Source organism: Actinomycetospora sp. ABD4_176 (genome assembly GCF_056311855.1).
In genome coordinates this window covers 81,565-96,129 of record NZ_CM149974.1, presented here as the reverse complement: position 1 = coordinate 96,129, position 14,565 = coordinate 81,565, and the positions used below count along the sequence as shown (strand labels likewise).

Genomic DNA, 14,565 nt, shown 5'->3' with positions numbered 1-14,565 from the left:
GCCCGGCGGGTCCGCGCGAGCCGCCGACCTCTCCGCGGCGACCGCCGACCTCACGGCGGGCGGCGCGTGGCGGGTCCCCGGGGCGGTCCTCCTGCCGCCCGTCTCTCGGGACGGACGACGCGTCGCTCGTCCCGGTCGCGACACGCCGAGGGTTGCGTCCGTTCGGAGGACAGGACGCCCCCTCGTCGCGACGTTGGACGTCCCGCTCGCGGCTGGCACCGTGGGGAGGCCTCGCCACCGCTCCCCGATCGGCGGGGCCCCGTCACGAGGAGGAGGACGTGAGCCCCATGAAGAAGATCCGCCTCAACATCGAGCGTGCCCTCGAGACCTTCGAGGTGCTCGCCGGGTACGGCACGAAGCGGCGCAAGCGCACGCGACGCTGAGGTGACCCGGTCGGCGGCAGGGTCACCCGCGAGGTCCGCGGACTGTTCGGCGTGCCTGGCGCTGTGCTGCGTCGGGCCGTCGTTCGCGGCCTCGGCCGACTTCGCCGTCGACAAGCCGGCGCACACCCCGTGCCGGCACCTGCGGCCGGACCACGGCTGTGCCATCCACGACCGCCTGCGGCCCCGCGGCTTCCCGGGCTGCGTGGTGTTCGACTGCTTCGGCGCGGGGCAGCAGGTCGTGCAGGTCACCTTCGGGGGCTCGGGCCGGCGGGTCCCGGCGATGTTCGACGCCCTCGAGGTGCTGCGGCCGCTGCACGAGGTCCTCGCCCTGTTGGACGAGGCCGCCCGCTCGGCCGCGCTCGGCGCGGACGCGGCCGCGCTCGTCGCCCGCGTCGAGGAGACGGTGCGCGGCGACCCCGACGCCCTCGCCGTCGTCGACGTCGGCGCCGTGCGCCGCGAGGCGGGGGCGCTGTTCGACGACTACGTCGCGGCCGTCCACGCCGGCCGGCCGGGTGCCGACCTGCGGGGCGCCGACCTCCTGGGCGCCGACCTGCGCCGCCGCGACCTGCGCGCCGCCCGGCTGCGCGGCGCGCTGCTCGTCGGGGCCGACCTGCGCGGCGTCGACCTCGACGGCGCCGAGCTGCTCGGCGCCGACCTCCGCGGTGCGGACGTGCGCGGCGCCCGCCTGGAGGGCGCGCTGCTGCTCACGGCCCCGCAGCTCGCCGCCGCGCGGGGTGACGCGGCCACCACCGTGCCCGCCCATCTCACCCGCCCTGACCACTGGGCTGCTCTACCGTCCGGCCGGTGACCGTCCGCTCGATCGCGCTCTTCGTGCTCGCCGCCGTGCTGGAGATCGGCGGTGCGTGGCTCGTGTGGCAGGCGGTGCGCGAGGGACGGGCGTGGTGGCTCGCCGCGCTCGGGGTGATCGCGCTCGGGTGCTACGGGTTCGTCGCCGCGTTCCAGCCCGACGCCGCCTTCGGCCGGGTGCTCGCCGCGTACGGCGGGGTCTTCGTCGCCGGCTCGCTGGCGTGGGGCGTCGTCCTCGACGGCTACCGGCCCGACCGGTTCGACATCGTCGGCGCGGTCATCTGCCTCATCGGGGTCGGCGTCATCATGTACGCGCCCCGCTGAGACGCTCCGCGAGCTCGTCGAGGTCGCCGACGAACCACAGCTCGCGGCCGCGGTTCGCCTCGCGGACCCAGTCGGCCACCGGCCCCGACGTGGCGCCCAGCTCGCCGACCACCACCAGGCGGAGCCGGTGGTTCACAAACTTCTGCACGACCGCGCCGGCCACGCCGCTGGAGAGCCGGGCGAAGGCCGGGTCGAGGCGCTCGACCGGGATGGCGACGACGTCGGCCCCCGTGCCGTACGTCTGTCCGATGACGTCGAGCGCGGTGGCCTCGTCGCCGACCGCCGGGCCCTCGCGGTCGAGGACCAGCACGCGGACGCCGTGTATCTCGCGGGTCGTCGCCATGCCCCGATCGTCCCGCGGCACGCGAGGCGATTCGGCGTGATGGTGTGGCGGCCCTGCCGGTGAAGAGCCACCTGTCACAGCAGGGCCGCCGGGGCGGCTGCTCGCGTGAACCGCGGCCGCCATCCTCGCGCGGCGTCACGTCGCTGGTGCCTGCGGGTCGCTCCCGTCGGCGTCCCGACGCCGCCGCGCTTCACAGGTGTCAAGCACCGCGCGCGCGACGCTACGTCCCCACGAACCCCGACCACGGCGCCGCGACGGTGAGCGGTGCGTCCCAGCAGGAGGAACAGCGCGCGTGCCCACCAGCAGCACCCCTCCTCGACCCGAGGCGTCCGTCGAGGAGGTTCCGGAGGAGTCGGCATCCGACGACCCCAGCCATAGACCGTCCGGGGCACCCACCGGAGCGACGACGTGATCACCGCGGTGCTGCTGCTCCTGCTCGGCCTGCTGCTGACGGCCGCGATCATCGCGGCGAACGGCTACTTCGTGGCGCAGGAGTTCGCGTACATGTCCGTCGACCGGTCCCGTCTGCGGGCCGCGGCCGACGGCGGTGACGACGGCGCGAAGCGGGCGCTGGACGTCACGCGGCGCACGTCGTTCATGCTGTCGGGGGCCCAGCTCGGGATCACCGTGACCGGGCTGCTCGTCGGGTACGTGGCCGAGCCGTTCATCGGTGAGTCGCTCGGAACCCTGCTCGGGGCCGGCGGTGTCCCCACCGGCGTCGGCATCGCCGTGGGCACCGTGACCGCGCTGGTCCTGGCGTCGGTCGTCCAGATGGTCTTCGGGGAGCTGTTCCCGAAGAACCTGGCGATCGCCGCCCCGGAACCGCTGTCCAAGGCCCTGGCCCGCTCGACCAAGCTGTACCTGGCCGTGTTCGGCTGGCTCATCGCGTTCTTCGACATGTCGTCCAACGCCGTGCTGCGCCTGCTGCGCGTGGAGCCCGTGCACGACATCGACAGCAGCGCGACGGCCGAGGACCTCGAGCACATCATCGACGACTCCCGCACGAGCGGGGACCTGCCGGACGAGCTGTCGGTGCTGCTGGACCGGATCCTCGACTTCCCCGACCGCGACGTCGAGCACGCCATGATCCCGCGGGCGCGGGTGGGTGTCGTGGCCCCGGAGACCACCGTCGCCGAGATGTGGGCCCTCATGTCCACCGGGCACACCCGCTACCCCGTGCTGGGCGCGCACGACGAGCCTCTCGGCGTCGTGCACCTGTCCGACGTCCTCGTCGCCGAACCGACCGACGACCGCCCGGTGACCACGCTCATGCGGTCGGCACTGGTCATCCCCACCCTCATGCCGCTGCCCGATGCGCTGGAGCGCCTCACCCGCAGCAGGAACGAGCTCGCGTGCGTCATCGACGAGTACGGCGGCCTCAGCGGGGTCCTGACCATGGAGGACCTGGCCGAGGAGCTGGTCGGCGAGATCAGCGACGAGCACGACGACGAGGACGACGCCGCCGCCGCGGAGGCCGACGGCGAGGACGCGTGGATCATGGACGGCGACCTGCCCCTGGACGAGGCCGAGCGCGTCATCGGCCGTGAGCTCCCCCGGGGCGACTTCGAGACCCTCGCCGGTCTGATCATCGCCCACGGCGGGGACCTGCCCGCGCCGGGCGACACCGTCGAACTCGAACTGCCGCACGAGGCCGCCGACATGGTCGGTGAGGACCTCCGGCCGCGCCGGCTCGACATCGAGGTCATGAAGGTCGAACGCCACGTCCCCAGCGTGCTGAGGGTCCACCTGCCGCCGGCCGGCGCACCCGGGCCGACCGACGACCGGCACGCGGAGGACCACCGATGAACCCGTGGGGGGTCACCGCCGTCACGGCGCTGCTGATCGTGCTCAGCGCCTTCTTCGTCGTCATCGAGTTCGCCCTGATCGGCGCCCGCAAGCACCGCCTGGAGCAGGACGCGGTACGCAGCCCCGCCGCACGGGCGGCGCTGCGCGGCATGAACGAGCTCACGGTCATGCTCGCCGGGGCCCAGCTGGGCATCACGGCCTGCACGTTCGCGCTGGGTGCGATCACCAAGCCGGCGGTCGACGCCTGGCTCGGGCCGGTGCTCGACTCCCTGGGCCTGCCGACGTGGCTGGCCGGCGGCGCGGCGTTCGCCCTGTCCCTGTTCGCGGTGACGTTCCTGCACCTGGTGATCGGCGAGATGGCCCCCAAGTCGTGGGCCATCGCCCACCCCGAGTTCGCCGCCCGCCTCATCGGCATCCCCTCGCGCGGCTTCACCTTCTTCCTCCGGCCGTTCCTGCTGTGGGTCAACGCGATCGCCAACCGCCTGGTCGCCCGGGCCGGCGTCGACCCGGTCGACCGGGCCGCCGTCGGCGGGCGCGACGCGGCGACGATCCGCAGCCTCGTCGAGCACTCGGAGAAGGCCGGCGTGCTGGAGCCCGAGCTGGGCACGCAGCTGTCGGAGGTGATCGAGCTCCAGGGGCTGACGGTCGCGGACATCACGACCCCCGACGCCACGCCCACGGCCGTCGACGCCGACGCGGTCGTGGCCGACGTCCGCGCCGCCGCCCGGGCGTCCGGTCACCTGCGCATCCTCGTGCGCGACCACGCCGGCCGACTGGGCCACGTGGTGCACGTCCGCGACACGATGCGGGCGGACGCCGGCGAGCGAGCGTCCGAGATGGCGCGCCCGGCCCTCCGCGTCCAGGCGGAGACACCGGTGTACGAGCTGCTGCGCCAGATGCGCGAGCAGCGCGAGCAGCTCGCCGTGGTCGAGCAGGGCCCGGACCTCGTCGGCGTCGTCACCCTGACCGACGTCGTGCGCCGTGTGCTCCCCGGCGCCGGAGCAACGGTCAGGGCGGCTGGCTGACGGCTGCCACCGGGTCGGCAGGCTCGCCGATCACCGGCCGGCCTGGCGACGGAGGACGACCTCGGAGCGCCGTCGATGCAGCAACGGGTGCAGTCGCGGCCCCCTAGCGCGGCCCAGGAGGCGCGCCGGGAAAGTTCGTGCAGGTCACCTACGGTCGGGGTGGCGGGATTCGAACCCACGGCCCCTCGCTCCCAAAGCCCTCGGACCTTGTACGAGTAGGTACTTGGACCCGCTCTGAGCTGCGGCGATGCTCCGGGTCCGTCTACCCGAACGGCCTCGTACTCGGGTCGACTGTTGTACGGCTGTTGTCAGCTCCAGCCGCGGGCGACGGCCCACAAGCTGAGCCCCCGTCCCTCGCGCCGGAGGGCGAGCCAAGTTCGGATCAGTCGCATGATCGAGCAGCGTGGCGCCGTAATCTGCTCGTGTCCATCGAACAAGCGTGCGAGCGCAGCTCAGCGCGTCTACGGCGAGGTCATCCTCTTAGTGCCCGCGTCGGCGACCCGGGAGGCCGCCCGAGGCCGTGCGCACCGAATGGTCGGGAGCAGGCGCGGGCGTGCTCGGAGGCGGAGGATTCTCGGCCGGGGCATGCGGACCCCGTCGATCGGTGCTCGCAGGGTCCCGAGGGATCGAGCGTGCGGCACGCAGCTCGCGTTGCGACATCACCACGTCAAGGCGCCGAGCGTGAGGAGGCTGGTGAACTTCCGCATGAGTCCCACGACGCTCCCTCGATTCGTTGCGCCCCAGCGGCGCGACTGACGACGACATCGTTCGCTTGTGGAACACCGTTACCGGCTCTCAGCCGCACAGGGGCCGCCTTCGGGGTCTCTCCCTCGGCGGCGCGGGGTCGCCTCGGACAGGTCGATCGTGCCGGGGCAAGGGCCACACCTCGGACTCTGCCGCCGGCTCACCTGCTGACCGTGGCCCTTGCGGCGGTGCGAGCGGGCTGTCAGACCCCGGAAGCGCCGGCGAGGGCGAGACCCCGTCCCGACCACCACCGCACTCCCGACCCGCTCGGCACTCGGGCCCCCTCTCCTGAGGCCGGTGCCCTGGTCCAGGGCGGAGCGCCTTGTCGCCGAAGGCTCACGTTCCCCTCGCTGATTCCGTCCGCCGCCGTCTCGCCGCTCTGACCACCAGGGCCGCGAGACGGCCTATCTGACGCGCCCACACCGCAGACCCCGACGGGTCCTGTGGCGATGCCGCGCGTCCGCATGCGGTCACACGCCGCGAGACGGCCTCTCCGAGAGGCCTCGCCGTGTCCCACTCCCCCACCTCGAGCACGCGGTCCCGCTCGTCCTCGGCGTCGTCGCCAGCTCGCTCGTTGCGGCGGTCGCTGCCCGCACTGCCTGATCCCTGGCGCACGTACACGCCTCCTGCCGCTGCCTCGCCGTCCGTGGCGGCCGTGGGAGGCGAGGCCGGCCCGCCGGCGCGGGTCGAAGACAGGAGCGGCCGGCGGAAGCCGGCCGCGTCCGACCCGGCCGCCCCGGTCGCCGAAGGCGGCCGGCCTGGGCTTGTTCTATGTGCCATATCGGGCCGCGGGCCCAGCGACCACGCCGACACCGAGTCTGACGACCTCGACGAAACGCCACTCCCGGACGCCGTGCCGGACTCGGTGGCGGGGCTGTGGACTCCGGCGTTCCCCTCTCCTGAGCTCGTCGACGCGGCGGCCGCGATGCTGCCCGCGATCCGTGAGGAGCCCGGGACGCTCGCGGAAGGGCCGCGGTGGGAGCTGACCGTCGGACCGGGAGTGTTCGCGGTCGCCTGCCACGACTGGGCACGCCGGGAACGCACCGAGGAACGGGCCCGCGCGGCGCACGTGAAGGATGTCGATGCCGCGGTGGCCGCGCACATCGCCACCGGGGAGTGGCCCGAACCTCCGACGCCGCGGACGGCGATCACCTCGTGGTCGCGCAAGAGCAGGGCGAACATGGTGCGACGGCTCTGCGAGCTGGACTACACCCCGCTCTACGCCTCCGGCCGGCTCCCGGCGATGGTGACGCTGACCTACCCCGGCGACTGGCTCACCGTCGTCCCCACCGGCCAGGTGCTCAAGCGGCACCTCAAGGCGCTGCGCAAGCGCTACGCCCGCGCCTGGGGCGAGGAGTGGGCGTGCGTGTGGAAGCTGGAGTTCCAGCGTCGCGGTGCCCCGCACGTGCACATGCTCTGCACCCCGCCCCACGGCCGCGCCCGCACCACGGGCGAGACGTTCGCCATGTGGCTCTCCGCGGCCTGGGCCGACGTCGTCGACCACCCCGACCCCGAGCAGCGCCGCCGCCACGAACGCGCCGGCACCGCCCTCGACTACGCCGAGGGCCTGCGCGCCACCGACCCACGCCGGGTCGCGGCCTACTTCACCAAGCACGGCCTCATGGCTAGCAAGGAGTACCAGCACCACGTCCCACCCGAGTGGTCCGAAGCCGGCACCGGCCCCGGGCGGTTCTGGGGCGTCTGGACCCTCCAACGCGCCGTCCGCACCGTCCACGTCTCCCCCGAGGACGGCATCCGCGCCGGCCGCACCGCCCGTCGCTGGGCCAAGGCCCAGCGCCGCGCACAGCAGACCTGGAAGCCGCGCGTCGACCAGGCCACCGGCCGAGTTCGGTTCCGCCGGAGCCGTACCCGCGTCCGTCTGATGACCAACGGCAACCGCGGCTGGATCGCGCTCAGCCGAGGCCCGGTCTTCGCGGCAAGGCTCGCCTCATTCTTGGTCGAGGGCATCGCCCCCCAGCTAGCTAGCTAGCTAACGAACGAGTCTCTTGATCAGGAACCCCACGGGATCGTTGGGCTCGCCCGAGACAACCATCTGAAGGTTCACGCCATGCTCGGCTAGGGAATTCGTGTTCAAGTAGTACTGAGTACGCTCCAACACGACGATATCTTCCTCAATCAGACGCCGAAGCATAGTCTTTCGCTCGCTACTATTCTTCACGACGCGCTGATCCAGCTTCTCGTAATACACGCTTGGGCGCGAGCCACCCCCTTGCCGGAAGGAACGGAGGATGGCGCGAAAGTCCATATACTCCTCCACCGTCACGCCCGACGGAAGCGCAATGGAACCCTTAAAAGGCTGCAGGACGGGACGCACCCACTCACTAATTACAGTGAACGAATCGGGGTGAGTGGCCTCAACTGACTGGAGCCCTGGCGTCTGGATAGCTTCCCGCCTCGAAGCGATACCGCAAGGACCTACGATTCCGGAGCGGCGATTCAAATTGACCGACAACGCATCGGCCTCAATTACAACTTCTCCCGCAAAAATCGTTGCATCGGGCCCATACAGAAACCTCTCTCCTCGCTGTCCTAAGACCACCATCGAAGAGGTTATGAATATCCCGCGACTAAACTTCTCCGGCAAGAAGAGTATCTGACTGTCCCTCTTCACCAGAAATTCGAGCGGGTCGCCTTTTTCTTCGTTCACATCAGCCAGCAGTAGAACACCATCGGCGTCTACGATATCGTAATATGTGCATATAGTCGGCGCAGTCGTATTCGCCGCAGCCAGAGCATTCGATGTGATCAGTGCTGGCACGTCTTGATCACTGATCGTCGGCAAGTCATCTTCGCGCGGCGCGAATTGATGAACAAATTGATGGAAGTACGGACCTACTCGCTGCCCGGTACGATCTGGACAGGGAGTCAATGCGTCTGAGCAGAGAGTGTCGGCGGCCGCGCAAGCTACTAGGTAGTCATTAAAGACTATGTTGACGATTTCATTCCCTGCCCAAAATGGATGATCGGCAATGAATCGTTCACAGGCACCCTCGTACGCCTCGACCAGCGACCGAGGAAGGGACACGACCCTACTTGGCTCCAGCTGACAGTCGAACTTTCGGGCTATGAGCCGAATGGCCTGCTCTCGCGGCGAGTAGAGGTTTTCAAAGTCCGGAGTCGAGCCCTCATGCGCCGACTGCGCTGAACGGAAGACGTCGGTTGTTTGCTTGACAAACTTACCCTGCTCACGCTGAAGAATACTATCGATGATTTCGAGAAGAATCGCGTCTGAATTCGCCCCACGCTGCATTCCGGCACTCTTGGCAGCCTGCGGGTTGGGTACAGCCAAGAACTCTGAGAGCACTGACAATACTGGTGCGTATCCCAGAAAGTTGCAAACATCCGGCCACGCATTCTGCGCTAAGACCTCGCCATTTCGCAACGAGCTAGCTATCTCTCCCATCTGAGCGTCGCGCAGTTCGAGAAAGGGCTGCCGGTGCGTGAAGGCAACGTCGTAGCTCCCGCTCTTGCCTTCGTCGATCTGGCGCTGCATATAGCTGTCGATGTAATCGCATGCCTGCTCGTAGCTGAAGTAATCGAGCGAAGCCGATCCAAGAGGGTGCTCGGAAACCGCGAAGTGCAACTTGATCAGCGAGGCGGTGTCTGGTCGCGAGAACAGCACAAAGCTCACGGGGCCAGGCGACTCTTCCGCGATCCGGCTCAGATCATCGAGAAACGCTTCAAAATTCCTCGTGCCTGCCTTGAGATGAGCCTCATCTAGAGCATCAATGACCACTCCTGCAGACCCTCCCGCCAAACGCGCGAGATAGGTGGAGCTAATACCAAAGGCGTCCTGCACTAAGCCTGATAACGAATACGAACCGACCTGTGCGGCTGATGTGTCGACTATGGGCCAACCAGTAGTGGCCGCCGTTGCTGCTGCCGCCATACTCTTGCCCAGCGCACCAGGGGCCTCGATAAGAACCACTCGAGCGCCGGCCGGGAAATTCGTGTCTCGTAGGTCCGGCCACACGAATCCCGCGGGAACGGCATCGACGAAGGACAGCGCACGCGCGCCCTTCGGCTTCTTCTGAGGTCGGTCGCCGATAAGCGCGGGTAGCGCCTCTACCAGGGCCCTCATGCTATCAACCGACATAGATTGGATTCCCCCTAGAGACTGAACCTTTCCCGAGCACTATCGCGGCACCGAGCTTTGATGTTACTCGGCTGTACCGCAACGGGCTCGTCCTGGGCTTGAGCTTTCGCGCTGAGCCTAGGCGTACACGCTCAACCACTCTCGCTGGGACCATGCAAGCTCCAAAGCGGCACTTAGGCCGGGAGAGGCGATTTCAGACTTGCGTATCGTCATTATTGTGTTCTGCTCGAAAGGCACCACATTAGTCGGGATCGCTCCTTCCGGATTTTGATTCACAGCGTCTGGGAATAGCTCATCGTAGATACCGCCTTGCAGGACGGCGACCGTGATGATGTCGCAAGCCAGCGTGAGGGCGTCAATTGTCACACCGAGAACGTAGAGGCGAAGTCGACCTGTAGCTAGCGCCTCGTCCATGGCGGCGAACGGACTTGAGTCGTAATTGATCGGGCGTCCAGTACCGTCGTACTCCGCATGACCAAGCAACTCTTCCGCGCATTCTCGCTGAATATTGCGCCAGATAGAGAAGTCGTTTGCTATGGCATCCGGCCTTACAGAGCTGGGCTGGAAGATACCCGCAGGGAGGAGGTGAAGCATTCTTCCACCTCCAGCGACACTGGCGCCGTCACGCTGATGAAGCACCATGCTCGGTGAGTCGCCGCTCCGAATCATCAACGTCCCGATGGCCCCCATAACCGGGCGACGGTTAAGATCGAAGGGGTCCGCGATAAGCTTTCGAAAGGACAGCCGGCGCCAGGAGGCCTGCGCGAGCTGGAAGCTGCCGTCGGCGCCGGCGCGGCCGTGGTGAAGTGCTGTCTCATGTGCGACCGCTTCGTTGGTGTCGATGGCGTCGAAGAAGCCCATCGACCCGAAGCGCAGTTGCTCGGTCGGCCGGCTCCAGTCGACGTCGAGGAGTCGGAAACATAGCCGGTTCTCGAAGAGGCGCGGCGGCGCCAGGTCTCGGACGGCGTGGCTGTACCGCTTGTAGCGATGCGTCGGCGACGCCAGCGGCCGTACAAGCTCGGACTCCCGCTCCGAGCCTGTGATGGCCGGCTCCCCCGCGTCCTCCAAGCGGTCGAGCACCACCTGATGCAACGGGATCGGCTCGGGTGGCAGCCATGAGGGATGCGCGATGACGCCCGTGTTCTCCAGCCCCGGGACGCGGTACTCGGGGTAGAGCTGTTCGGCCAGAACCGCCAGCGCACGGCGTGAGCCGCCGAGCTGCTCGCGCACGCGCTTCCAGTCGGCCTGGTCCTTCGCCACCTGGGGGTCCTGCTCCCCCGGCGTCGACAGGATCGCCATCAGCTCGCCGGTCTCACCGCTGCTGCGTTGCCTGGGCGTCTGGGTTGGACGTGGCCGGCGGAACCCCAGCTCGTCGACCGCGACGCCGAAGTACTCGGCGAGCAGCCGGCGGTAGAACGGCTGGGGCCACTCGACCTCGCCGCGCTCCCACCGACCGATGGTCTTCTTCGTGATCTCCACCGGCCGGTCGAACTTGTCGTTCGACAGCACGCTCAACGCTTCGGCGAGGTCCTGTTGGGACAGGCCGGCGTCCTCCCGCAGCGCGATCAGCTCGGTGTTCGTCGGGCGCACCGCTGCTGGCTGTCCCATGGGCTCACGGTAGGCCGCCCGGGCGTCCGGGATGGCCATGTCTCTCCGATGTCCCCGGTTCGGCCCCACGCCGGGTACGAGCTGGGACGTCGCTGGGCTCGGATGATCTAGCCCGGACGACTGGACTTCTTGCCATGAGCGAGAACCGGTCACCGAGTGCGGCGAGGCCGCCAGCGGCACGGCGTCAGCGCCGGCTGCGCATGGTCGCGGAGCTGCGCGGCCAGGTCGAGGACGTCAGTCGCCAGACCGAGCGTCTCGCTCTGGCTCGTCGCCGTCAGCTAGCTGCTGCTCGATCGCGTCGAGGCGAGAACTCATGATCGCCAACGACTCCTTGATGGTCGCCAGCTCGGCCACGATCGGATCGTCGGCGTCCGGGTCTTCCGCCGGGTCCCGGCCGTCGGCCACCGCAGCCAGGTGGTCCGGCGACCATCCCAGCGCCTCGGACAGGGCGGTGAGCGTCCGCGGATTGCGCCGGCGCGCGCTGCTCGTGTCGTTCTGCAGCTGGCGGATCGTCGCCACGCTCACCTGCGAGCGCTGCGAGAGCTCCTGCTGGGTCCATCCGAGCTCGGCCAGGCGGGTCTTGATCGCCACCGCGACCGCGGACCACTCCCCTGCCACCTGTGCCTCCCGGCGCCCGGCAACCGCTCTGACCAGCGCCGACTCTAGCGCTGGGACCAGCGCTCGGGCTCCTCCGACTCACCGCGTCCACTATCGCTATTCCTTGCGCTATAGTTAGCGCTAGAACAACCGCTACCGACTGTTGAGGACGAGTTCGATGCCCCAGAACTTCAAGATCGACCAGGCGGCCACCTTCGAGTCGCTGCTGTTCCTGTCCTGCGAGCCCAAGACGGCGTTCGGGGACAACTACCGGCAGGAGACCACCAAGGACGGTCTGCCCAAGTGGCAGTTCCAGCTCGCCGCTCGCTTCCGGCAGTTCGGGCGGGCTACCAACGAGATCATCAACGTGGGGGTGGTCGCCGAGCAGGACCCGGGCCAGGACCTCATGCCGGCCACCCCGGTCCAGCTCGTCGGCTTCGAGATCGGCGTGATGGACAAGCGCAACCGGGACGGCGAGCCAATCGGCGCGCAGGTCTGGTACCGGTGCGAGGAGGTCCGCCCTCTCACCGCCACGGGCCCGGCCCGCTCGGGCAAGCAGCCCGCCAACGCTGGCTCCTCCGCGTCGACCTCCGAGGCGGCCACCTCAGGGGCGACGTCATGAGCTGGCAGACCCGCGCCGCGTGCCGCGACGCCGACCCCGAGCTGTTCTTTCCGCCCTCCGACGACGACACCAGCGTGATCGTCGCCCGCCACCGGATGGCCGTGGCCCCGATCTGCCAGGGCTGCCCGGTCGCCACCGAGTGCCTGCGCTGGGCCCTGGACACCGGCCAGGACTACGGCCTCTGGGCCGCCACGACCCCCACCGACCGCCGCGCCATCCGCCGGGCCCGCCTGGCCGGCGTCCCGGACCCCGTCGCCGACTCAGAGCCCATGTGCCCGGCCTGCTCGCTGCTGTTCGCCCTCCCGGCGGTGGACGGCGAGCTGTGCCCGACCTGCCGCGAGAGGACCCCCTGATGTCCATCGAACACGTCCCGCCCGCCCCCGGATGGCACCGCAGCGGCCGCACCCGCGGCCCCGCCGGCTTCCTGTCCCGCCACCGCGCCCGCCGCGCCCAGCGCGACTACGAGGCCTCCGTCGTCGCCTTCGCCCACGCGCTCCGCGGGGAGTTCCGCGAGGCCTGCACCGGCCTGCACATCTGCCACTACGTCCAGGTCGCCGCCGGCATCACTGTCCGCACCCCGCGCGTCGGCGAGGTCCGACCCGGCCCGCCGCTGCGCTTCACCGTCGAGCTGCTGCCCGGCCAGGAACCCGGCGACTTCACCGCCAAGCAGAACGGGCCCCGGCTCGCCCACACCCTCGGCGGCCACGGACTGCGCGTCGAACCACTCGCCGGCCGCTGGGTCCGACTCGTCGTCCTCCAGCACGACCCGCTGCGCGACGGCTTCGGGCTCCCCTCGCTCACCGTCCCGACCGGCACGGAGCCGGTGGTCCTGGGGCGCACCGAGGACGGCATCACTCTCGGCCACGCGATCGCCGACCCCGCGCACCTCGGGGTGCAGGGCCAGAACGGGTCGGGCAAGTCCGCGTTCTGCTACGGCTTGCTCTCCCAGCTCGCCGCCGCCCCCGACGTGTTGGTCGCCGGCTCGGACATCACCGGGCTGCTGCTCGGCCGCGCCTGGGACGGCACTGCCCACCGAGCACATCAAGTCGTCGGGACGGGCGACCTCGTCGCTCATGCGGTCCTGCTCGAGGACCTCGTCGCCGAGATGGACCGTCGACTCGAGGCGGTCCCGCCGCGCCGGGACAAGATCGAGCCCACGCCGGCCACTCCGACCGTGCTCGTGGTGCTCGAGGAGGCGCCGGGTCTGCTGCGGGCGGCCGATGCGCTGCCGAAGCCCAAGCGCGGCGAGGGCATCCCGGTCGGCGACCGCATCCGCACGGCGGTGCTCCGGCTCCTCAGTGAGGGCCGCAAGGCCGCGTTCCGGGTCCTGATGCTCGCCCAGCGCTTCGAAGCGACCGCCGTCGGTGGCGGCTACGCCCGCGACCAGTTCGCCCTACGCCTGAGCTTCCGCGTGCCCGCCGACTCGCTGGAGATGCTCCACGGCGCCGACGCCCGGCAGCTGGGTCAGGAGCACGCCAACGCCGACCCCGGTGTCGCCTACCTCTCCGGGCTCGGGCGCGACTGCGAGCGCATCCGCGTGCCGTACCTCGGGGACTACGGCGAGTACGTCGACCGCGTCCAGCGCTTCGGACGGCGGGCCGAGTCATGAACCTCATCGCGATCGTGATCATCGCCGGCCTCGTCACCGCCCTGCTGGTCAAGAGCCACCGCGCCGCGCCCGCGCTCGTGTCCGGTGTCTTGACCCTCGTGCTGCTCTTCGCCGCCTTCCCGACCCTCGGCCCGGCGGTGTCGAGCAGCGCGGGCGAGTTCGCCCAACAGCTCGGCGCCGCTACCGACCGCGCCGCCGACGTCCCTGAGGATCGGCCATGAGCGACCTCGCCCGTCACGTCACCACCGCCGCGGAAGCCATGGCGCAGGCCAACCACGCCACCTTCCGCGACCCCATCACCCCGCCCGACGCCTACGACGTCGTCGGTGGCCTCGTCGACCTCGTCCGCCGGCTTCCGCAGCTCGCCGACTTCCTTACCCGCTCCATGACCCGGGCCGACCCGGCGGACTACTTCGACGACCGCGACAGCGACGGGGAGCCGGACACCAAGCTCACTCTCACTGTCGCGCTCGCCGGCTTGTTCGGCGCCCGCCACGACCTCACCGAGCTGGCCTTCCACCTCGAACAGACCCACAACGCCCTCGGCCACCTCGGCCGCCACACACCGGAGGACTGACCC

14 protein-coding genes are annotated in these 14,565 nt (G+C 69.8%); 10 read left to right on the top strand and 4 right to left on the bottom strand.

All coding sequences use genetic code 11. From position 1 onward, the window contains the following. Nucleotides 1-384: 384 nt before the first annotated feature. Together ACYX4T_RS00415 and ACYX4T_RS00410 are read left to right on the top strand one after the other, a co-directional pair. Nucleotides 385-1,191, top strand: coding sequence for a pentapeptide repeat-containing protein (locus ACYX4T_RS00415; RefSeq protein WP_476012613.1), 807 nt, complete (start codon nt 385-387; stop codon nt 1,189-1,191). Beyond that, entirely contained in the window at nt 1,188-1,514 is a 327-nt protein-coding gene (locus tag ACYX4T_RS00410; RefSeq protein WP_476012612.1) for a YnfA family protein, read from the top strand. Before ACYX4T_RS00415 ends, ACYX4T_RS00410 begins: the two co-directional genes overlap by 4 nt. On the opposite strand, the gene ACYX4T_RS00405 is transcribed toward ACYX4T_RS00410, so the two are convergent. After that, nucleotides 1,495-1,857 (bottom strand): DUF4180 domain-containing protein, encoded by a 363-nt coding sequence (locus tag ACYX4T_RS00405; RefSeq protein WP_476012611.1) that lies wholly within the window; start codon nt 1,855-1,857, stop codon nt 1,495-1,497. The genes ACYX4T_RS00410 and ACYX4T_RS00405 overlap by 20 nt on opposite strands. A 408-nt stretch (nt 1,858-2,265) precedes the next feature. Here ACYX4T_RS00405 and ACYX4T_RS00400 point away from each other — a divergent pair, with 408 nt between their 5' ends. The 3 genes from ACYX4T_RS00400 to ACYX4T_RS00390 all read left to right on the top strand — a co-directional run bounded on the left by ACYX4T_RS00400 (nt 2,266) and on the right by ACYX4T_RS00390 (nt 7,422). After that, the gene (locus ACYX4T_RS00400) at nt 2,266-3,663 is read left to right on the top strand and encodes a hemolysin family protein (RefSeq protein WP_476012610.1); all 1,398 of its coding nucleotides are present in this window, start codon (nt 2,266-2,268) and stop codon (nt 3,661-3,663) included. Then, nucleotides 3,660-4,688: a CNNM domain-containing protein gene (locus ACYX4T_RS00395; protein WP_476012609.1), complete on the top strand. Its 1,029-nt coding sequence runs from the start codon at nt 3,660-3,662 to the stop codon at nt 4,686-4,688. Before ACYX4T_RS00400 ends, ACYX4T_RS00395 begins: the two co-directional genes overlap by 4 nt. 1,597 nt (nt 4,689-6,285) lie before the next feature. Beyond that, complete coding sequence (locus ACYX4T_RS00390) at nt 6,286-7,422, top strand: rolling circle replication-associated protein (protein ID WP_476012608.1); 1,137 nt, start codon at nt 6,286-6,288, stop codon at nt 7,420-7,422. Here the strand turns inward: ACYX4T_RS00390 and ACYX4T_RS00385 are convergent, their stop codons facing one another. The 3 genes from ACYX4T_RS00385 to ACYX4T_RS00375 form a co-directional block, all read right to left on the bottom strand. Then, nucleotides 7,423-9,534, bottom strand: a complete 2,112-nt coding sequence (locus tag ACYX4T_RS00385; RefSeq protein WP_476012607.1) for a hypothetical protein — start codon at nt 9,532-9,534, stop codon at nt 7,423-7,425. It abuts the gene before it with no gap. Between the two features lie 132 nt (nt 9,535-9,666). Then, nucleotides 9,667-11,157 carry a helix-turn-helix transcriptional regulator gene (locus tag ACYX4T_RS00380; RefSeq protein WP_476012606.1) on the bottom strand — a complete coding sequence of 497 codons (1,491 nt, stop codon included), beginning with the start codon at nt 11,155-11,157 and terminating at the stop codon, nt 9,667-9,669. Nucleotides 11,158-11,391: 234 nt separating this feature from the next. Next, nucleotides 11,392-11,748: a helix-turn-helix domain-containing protein gene (locus ACYX4T_RS00375; protein WP_476012605.1), complete on the bottom strand. Its 357-nt coding sequence runs from the start codon at nt 11,746-11,748 to the stop codon at nt 11,392-11,394. A gap of 184 nt (nt 11,749-11,932) precedes the next feature. Between ACYX4T_RS00375 and ACYX4T_RS00370 the strand changes: the two genes are divergently transcribed. Genes ACYX4T_RS00370 through ACYX4T_RS00350 form a run of 5 tightly spaced genes read left to right on the top strand, consistent with a single transcriptional unit; the run spans nt 11,933 to nt 14,562 of the window. Next, nucleotides 11,933-12,376 (top strand): hypothetical protein, encoded by a 444-nt coding sequence (locus tag ACYX4T_RS00370; RefSeq protein ID WP_476012604.1) that lies wholly within the window; start codon nt 11,933-11,935, stop codon nt 12,374-12,376. Further along, nucleotides 12,373-12,729 (top strand): WhiB family transcriptional regulator, encoded by a 357-nt coding sequence (locus ACYX4T_RS00365; protein ID WP_476012603.1) that lies wholly within the window; start codon nt 12,373-12,375, stop codon nt 12,727-12,729. The genes ACYX4T_RS00370 and ACYX4T_RS00365 overlap by 4 nt, the downstream gene beginning before the upstream one ends. Next, nucleotides 12,729-13,985 (top strand): hypothetical protein, encoded by a 1,257-nt coding sequence (locus ACYX4T_RS00360; RefSeq protein ID WP_476012602.1) that lies wholly within the window; start codon nt 12,729-12,731, stop codon nt 13,983-13,985. The genes ACYX4T_RS00365 and ACYX4T_RS00360 overlap by 1 nt, the downstream gene beginning before the upstream one ends. Further along, a complete protein-coding gene (locus ACYX4T_RS00355; RefSeq protein WP_476012601.1) occupies nt 13,982-14,206 on the top strand; it encodes a hypothetical protein in 225 nt (74 codons plus the stop codon). The genes ACYX4T_RS00360 and ACYX4T_RS00355 overlap by 4 nt, the downstream gene beginning before the upstream one ends. Further along, nucleotides 14,203-14,562 carry a hypothetical protein gene (locus ACYX4T_RS00350; protein ID WP_476012600.1) on the top strand — a complete coding sequence of 120 codons (360 nt, stop codon included), beginning with the start codon at nt 14,203-14,205 and terminating at the stop codon, nt 14,560-14,562. The genes ACYX4T_RS00355 and ACYX4T_RS00350 overlap by 4 nt, the downstream gene beginning before the upstream one ends. Nucleotides 14,563-14,565: the final 3 nt, after the last annotated feature.

Coding starts and splice junctions, on each gene's coding strand:
- ACYX4T_RS00380 (WP_476012606.1), bottom strand. CDS start 11,157: ATGGGACAGCCAGCAGCGGTGCGCCCGACGAACACCGAGCTGATCGCG.
- ACYX4T_RS00385 (WP_476012607.1), bottom strand. CDS start 9,534: ATGAGGGCCCTGGTAGAGGCGCTACCCGCGCTTATCGGCGACCGACCT.
- ACYX4T_RS00360 (WP_476012602.1), top strand. CDS start 12,729: ATGTCCATCGAACACGTCCCGCCCGCCCCCGGATGGCACCGCAGCGGC.
- ACYX4T_RS00395 (WP_476012609.1), top strand. CDS start 3,660: ATGAACCCGTGGGGGGTCACCGCCGTCACGGCGCTGCTGATCGTGCTC.
- ACYX4T_RS00405 (WP_476012611.1), bottom strand. CDS start 1,857: ATGGCGACGACCCGCGAGATACACGGCGTCCGCGTGCTGGTCCTCGAC.
- ACYX4T_RS00355 (WP_476012601.1), top strand. CDS start 13,982: ATGAACCTCATCGCGATCGTGATCATCGCCGGCCTCGTCACCGCCCTG.
- ACYX4T_RS00350 (WP_476012600.1), top strand. CDS start 14,203: ATGAGCGACCTCGCCCGTCACGTCACCACCGCCGCGGAAGCCATGGCG.
- ACYX4T_RS00370 (WP_476012604.1), top strand. CDS start 11,933: ATGCCCCAGAACTTCAAGATCGACCAGGCGGCCACCTTCGAGTCGCTG.
- ACYX4T_RS00365 (WP_476012603.1), top strand. CDS start 12,373: ATGAGCTGGCAGACCCGCGCCGCGTGCCGCGACGCCGACCCCGAGCTG.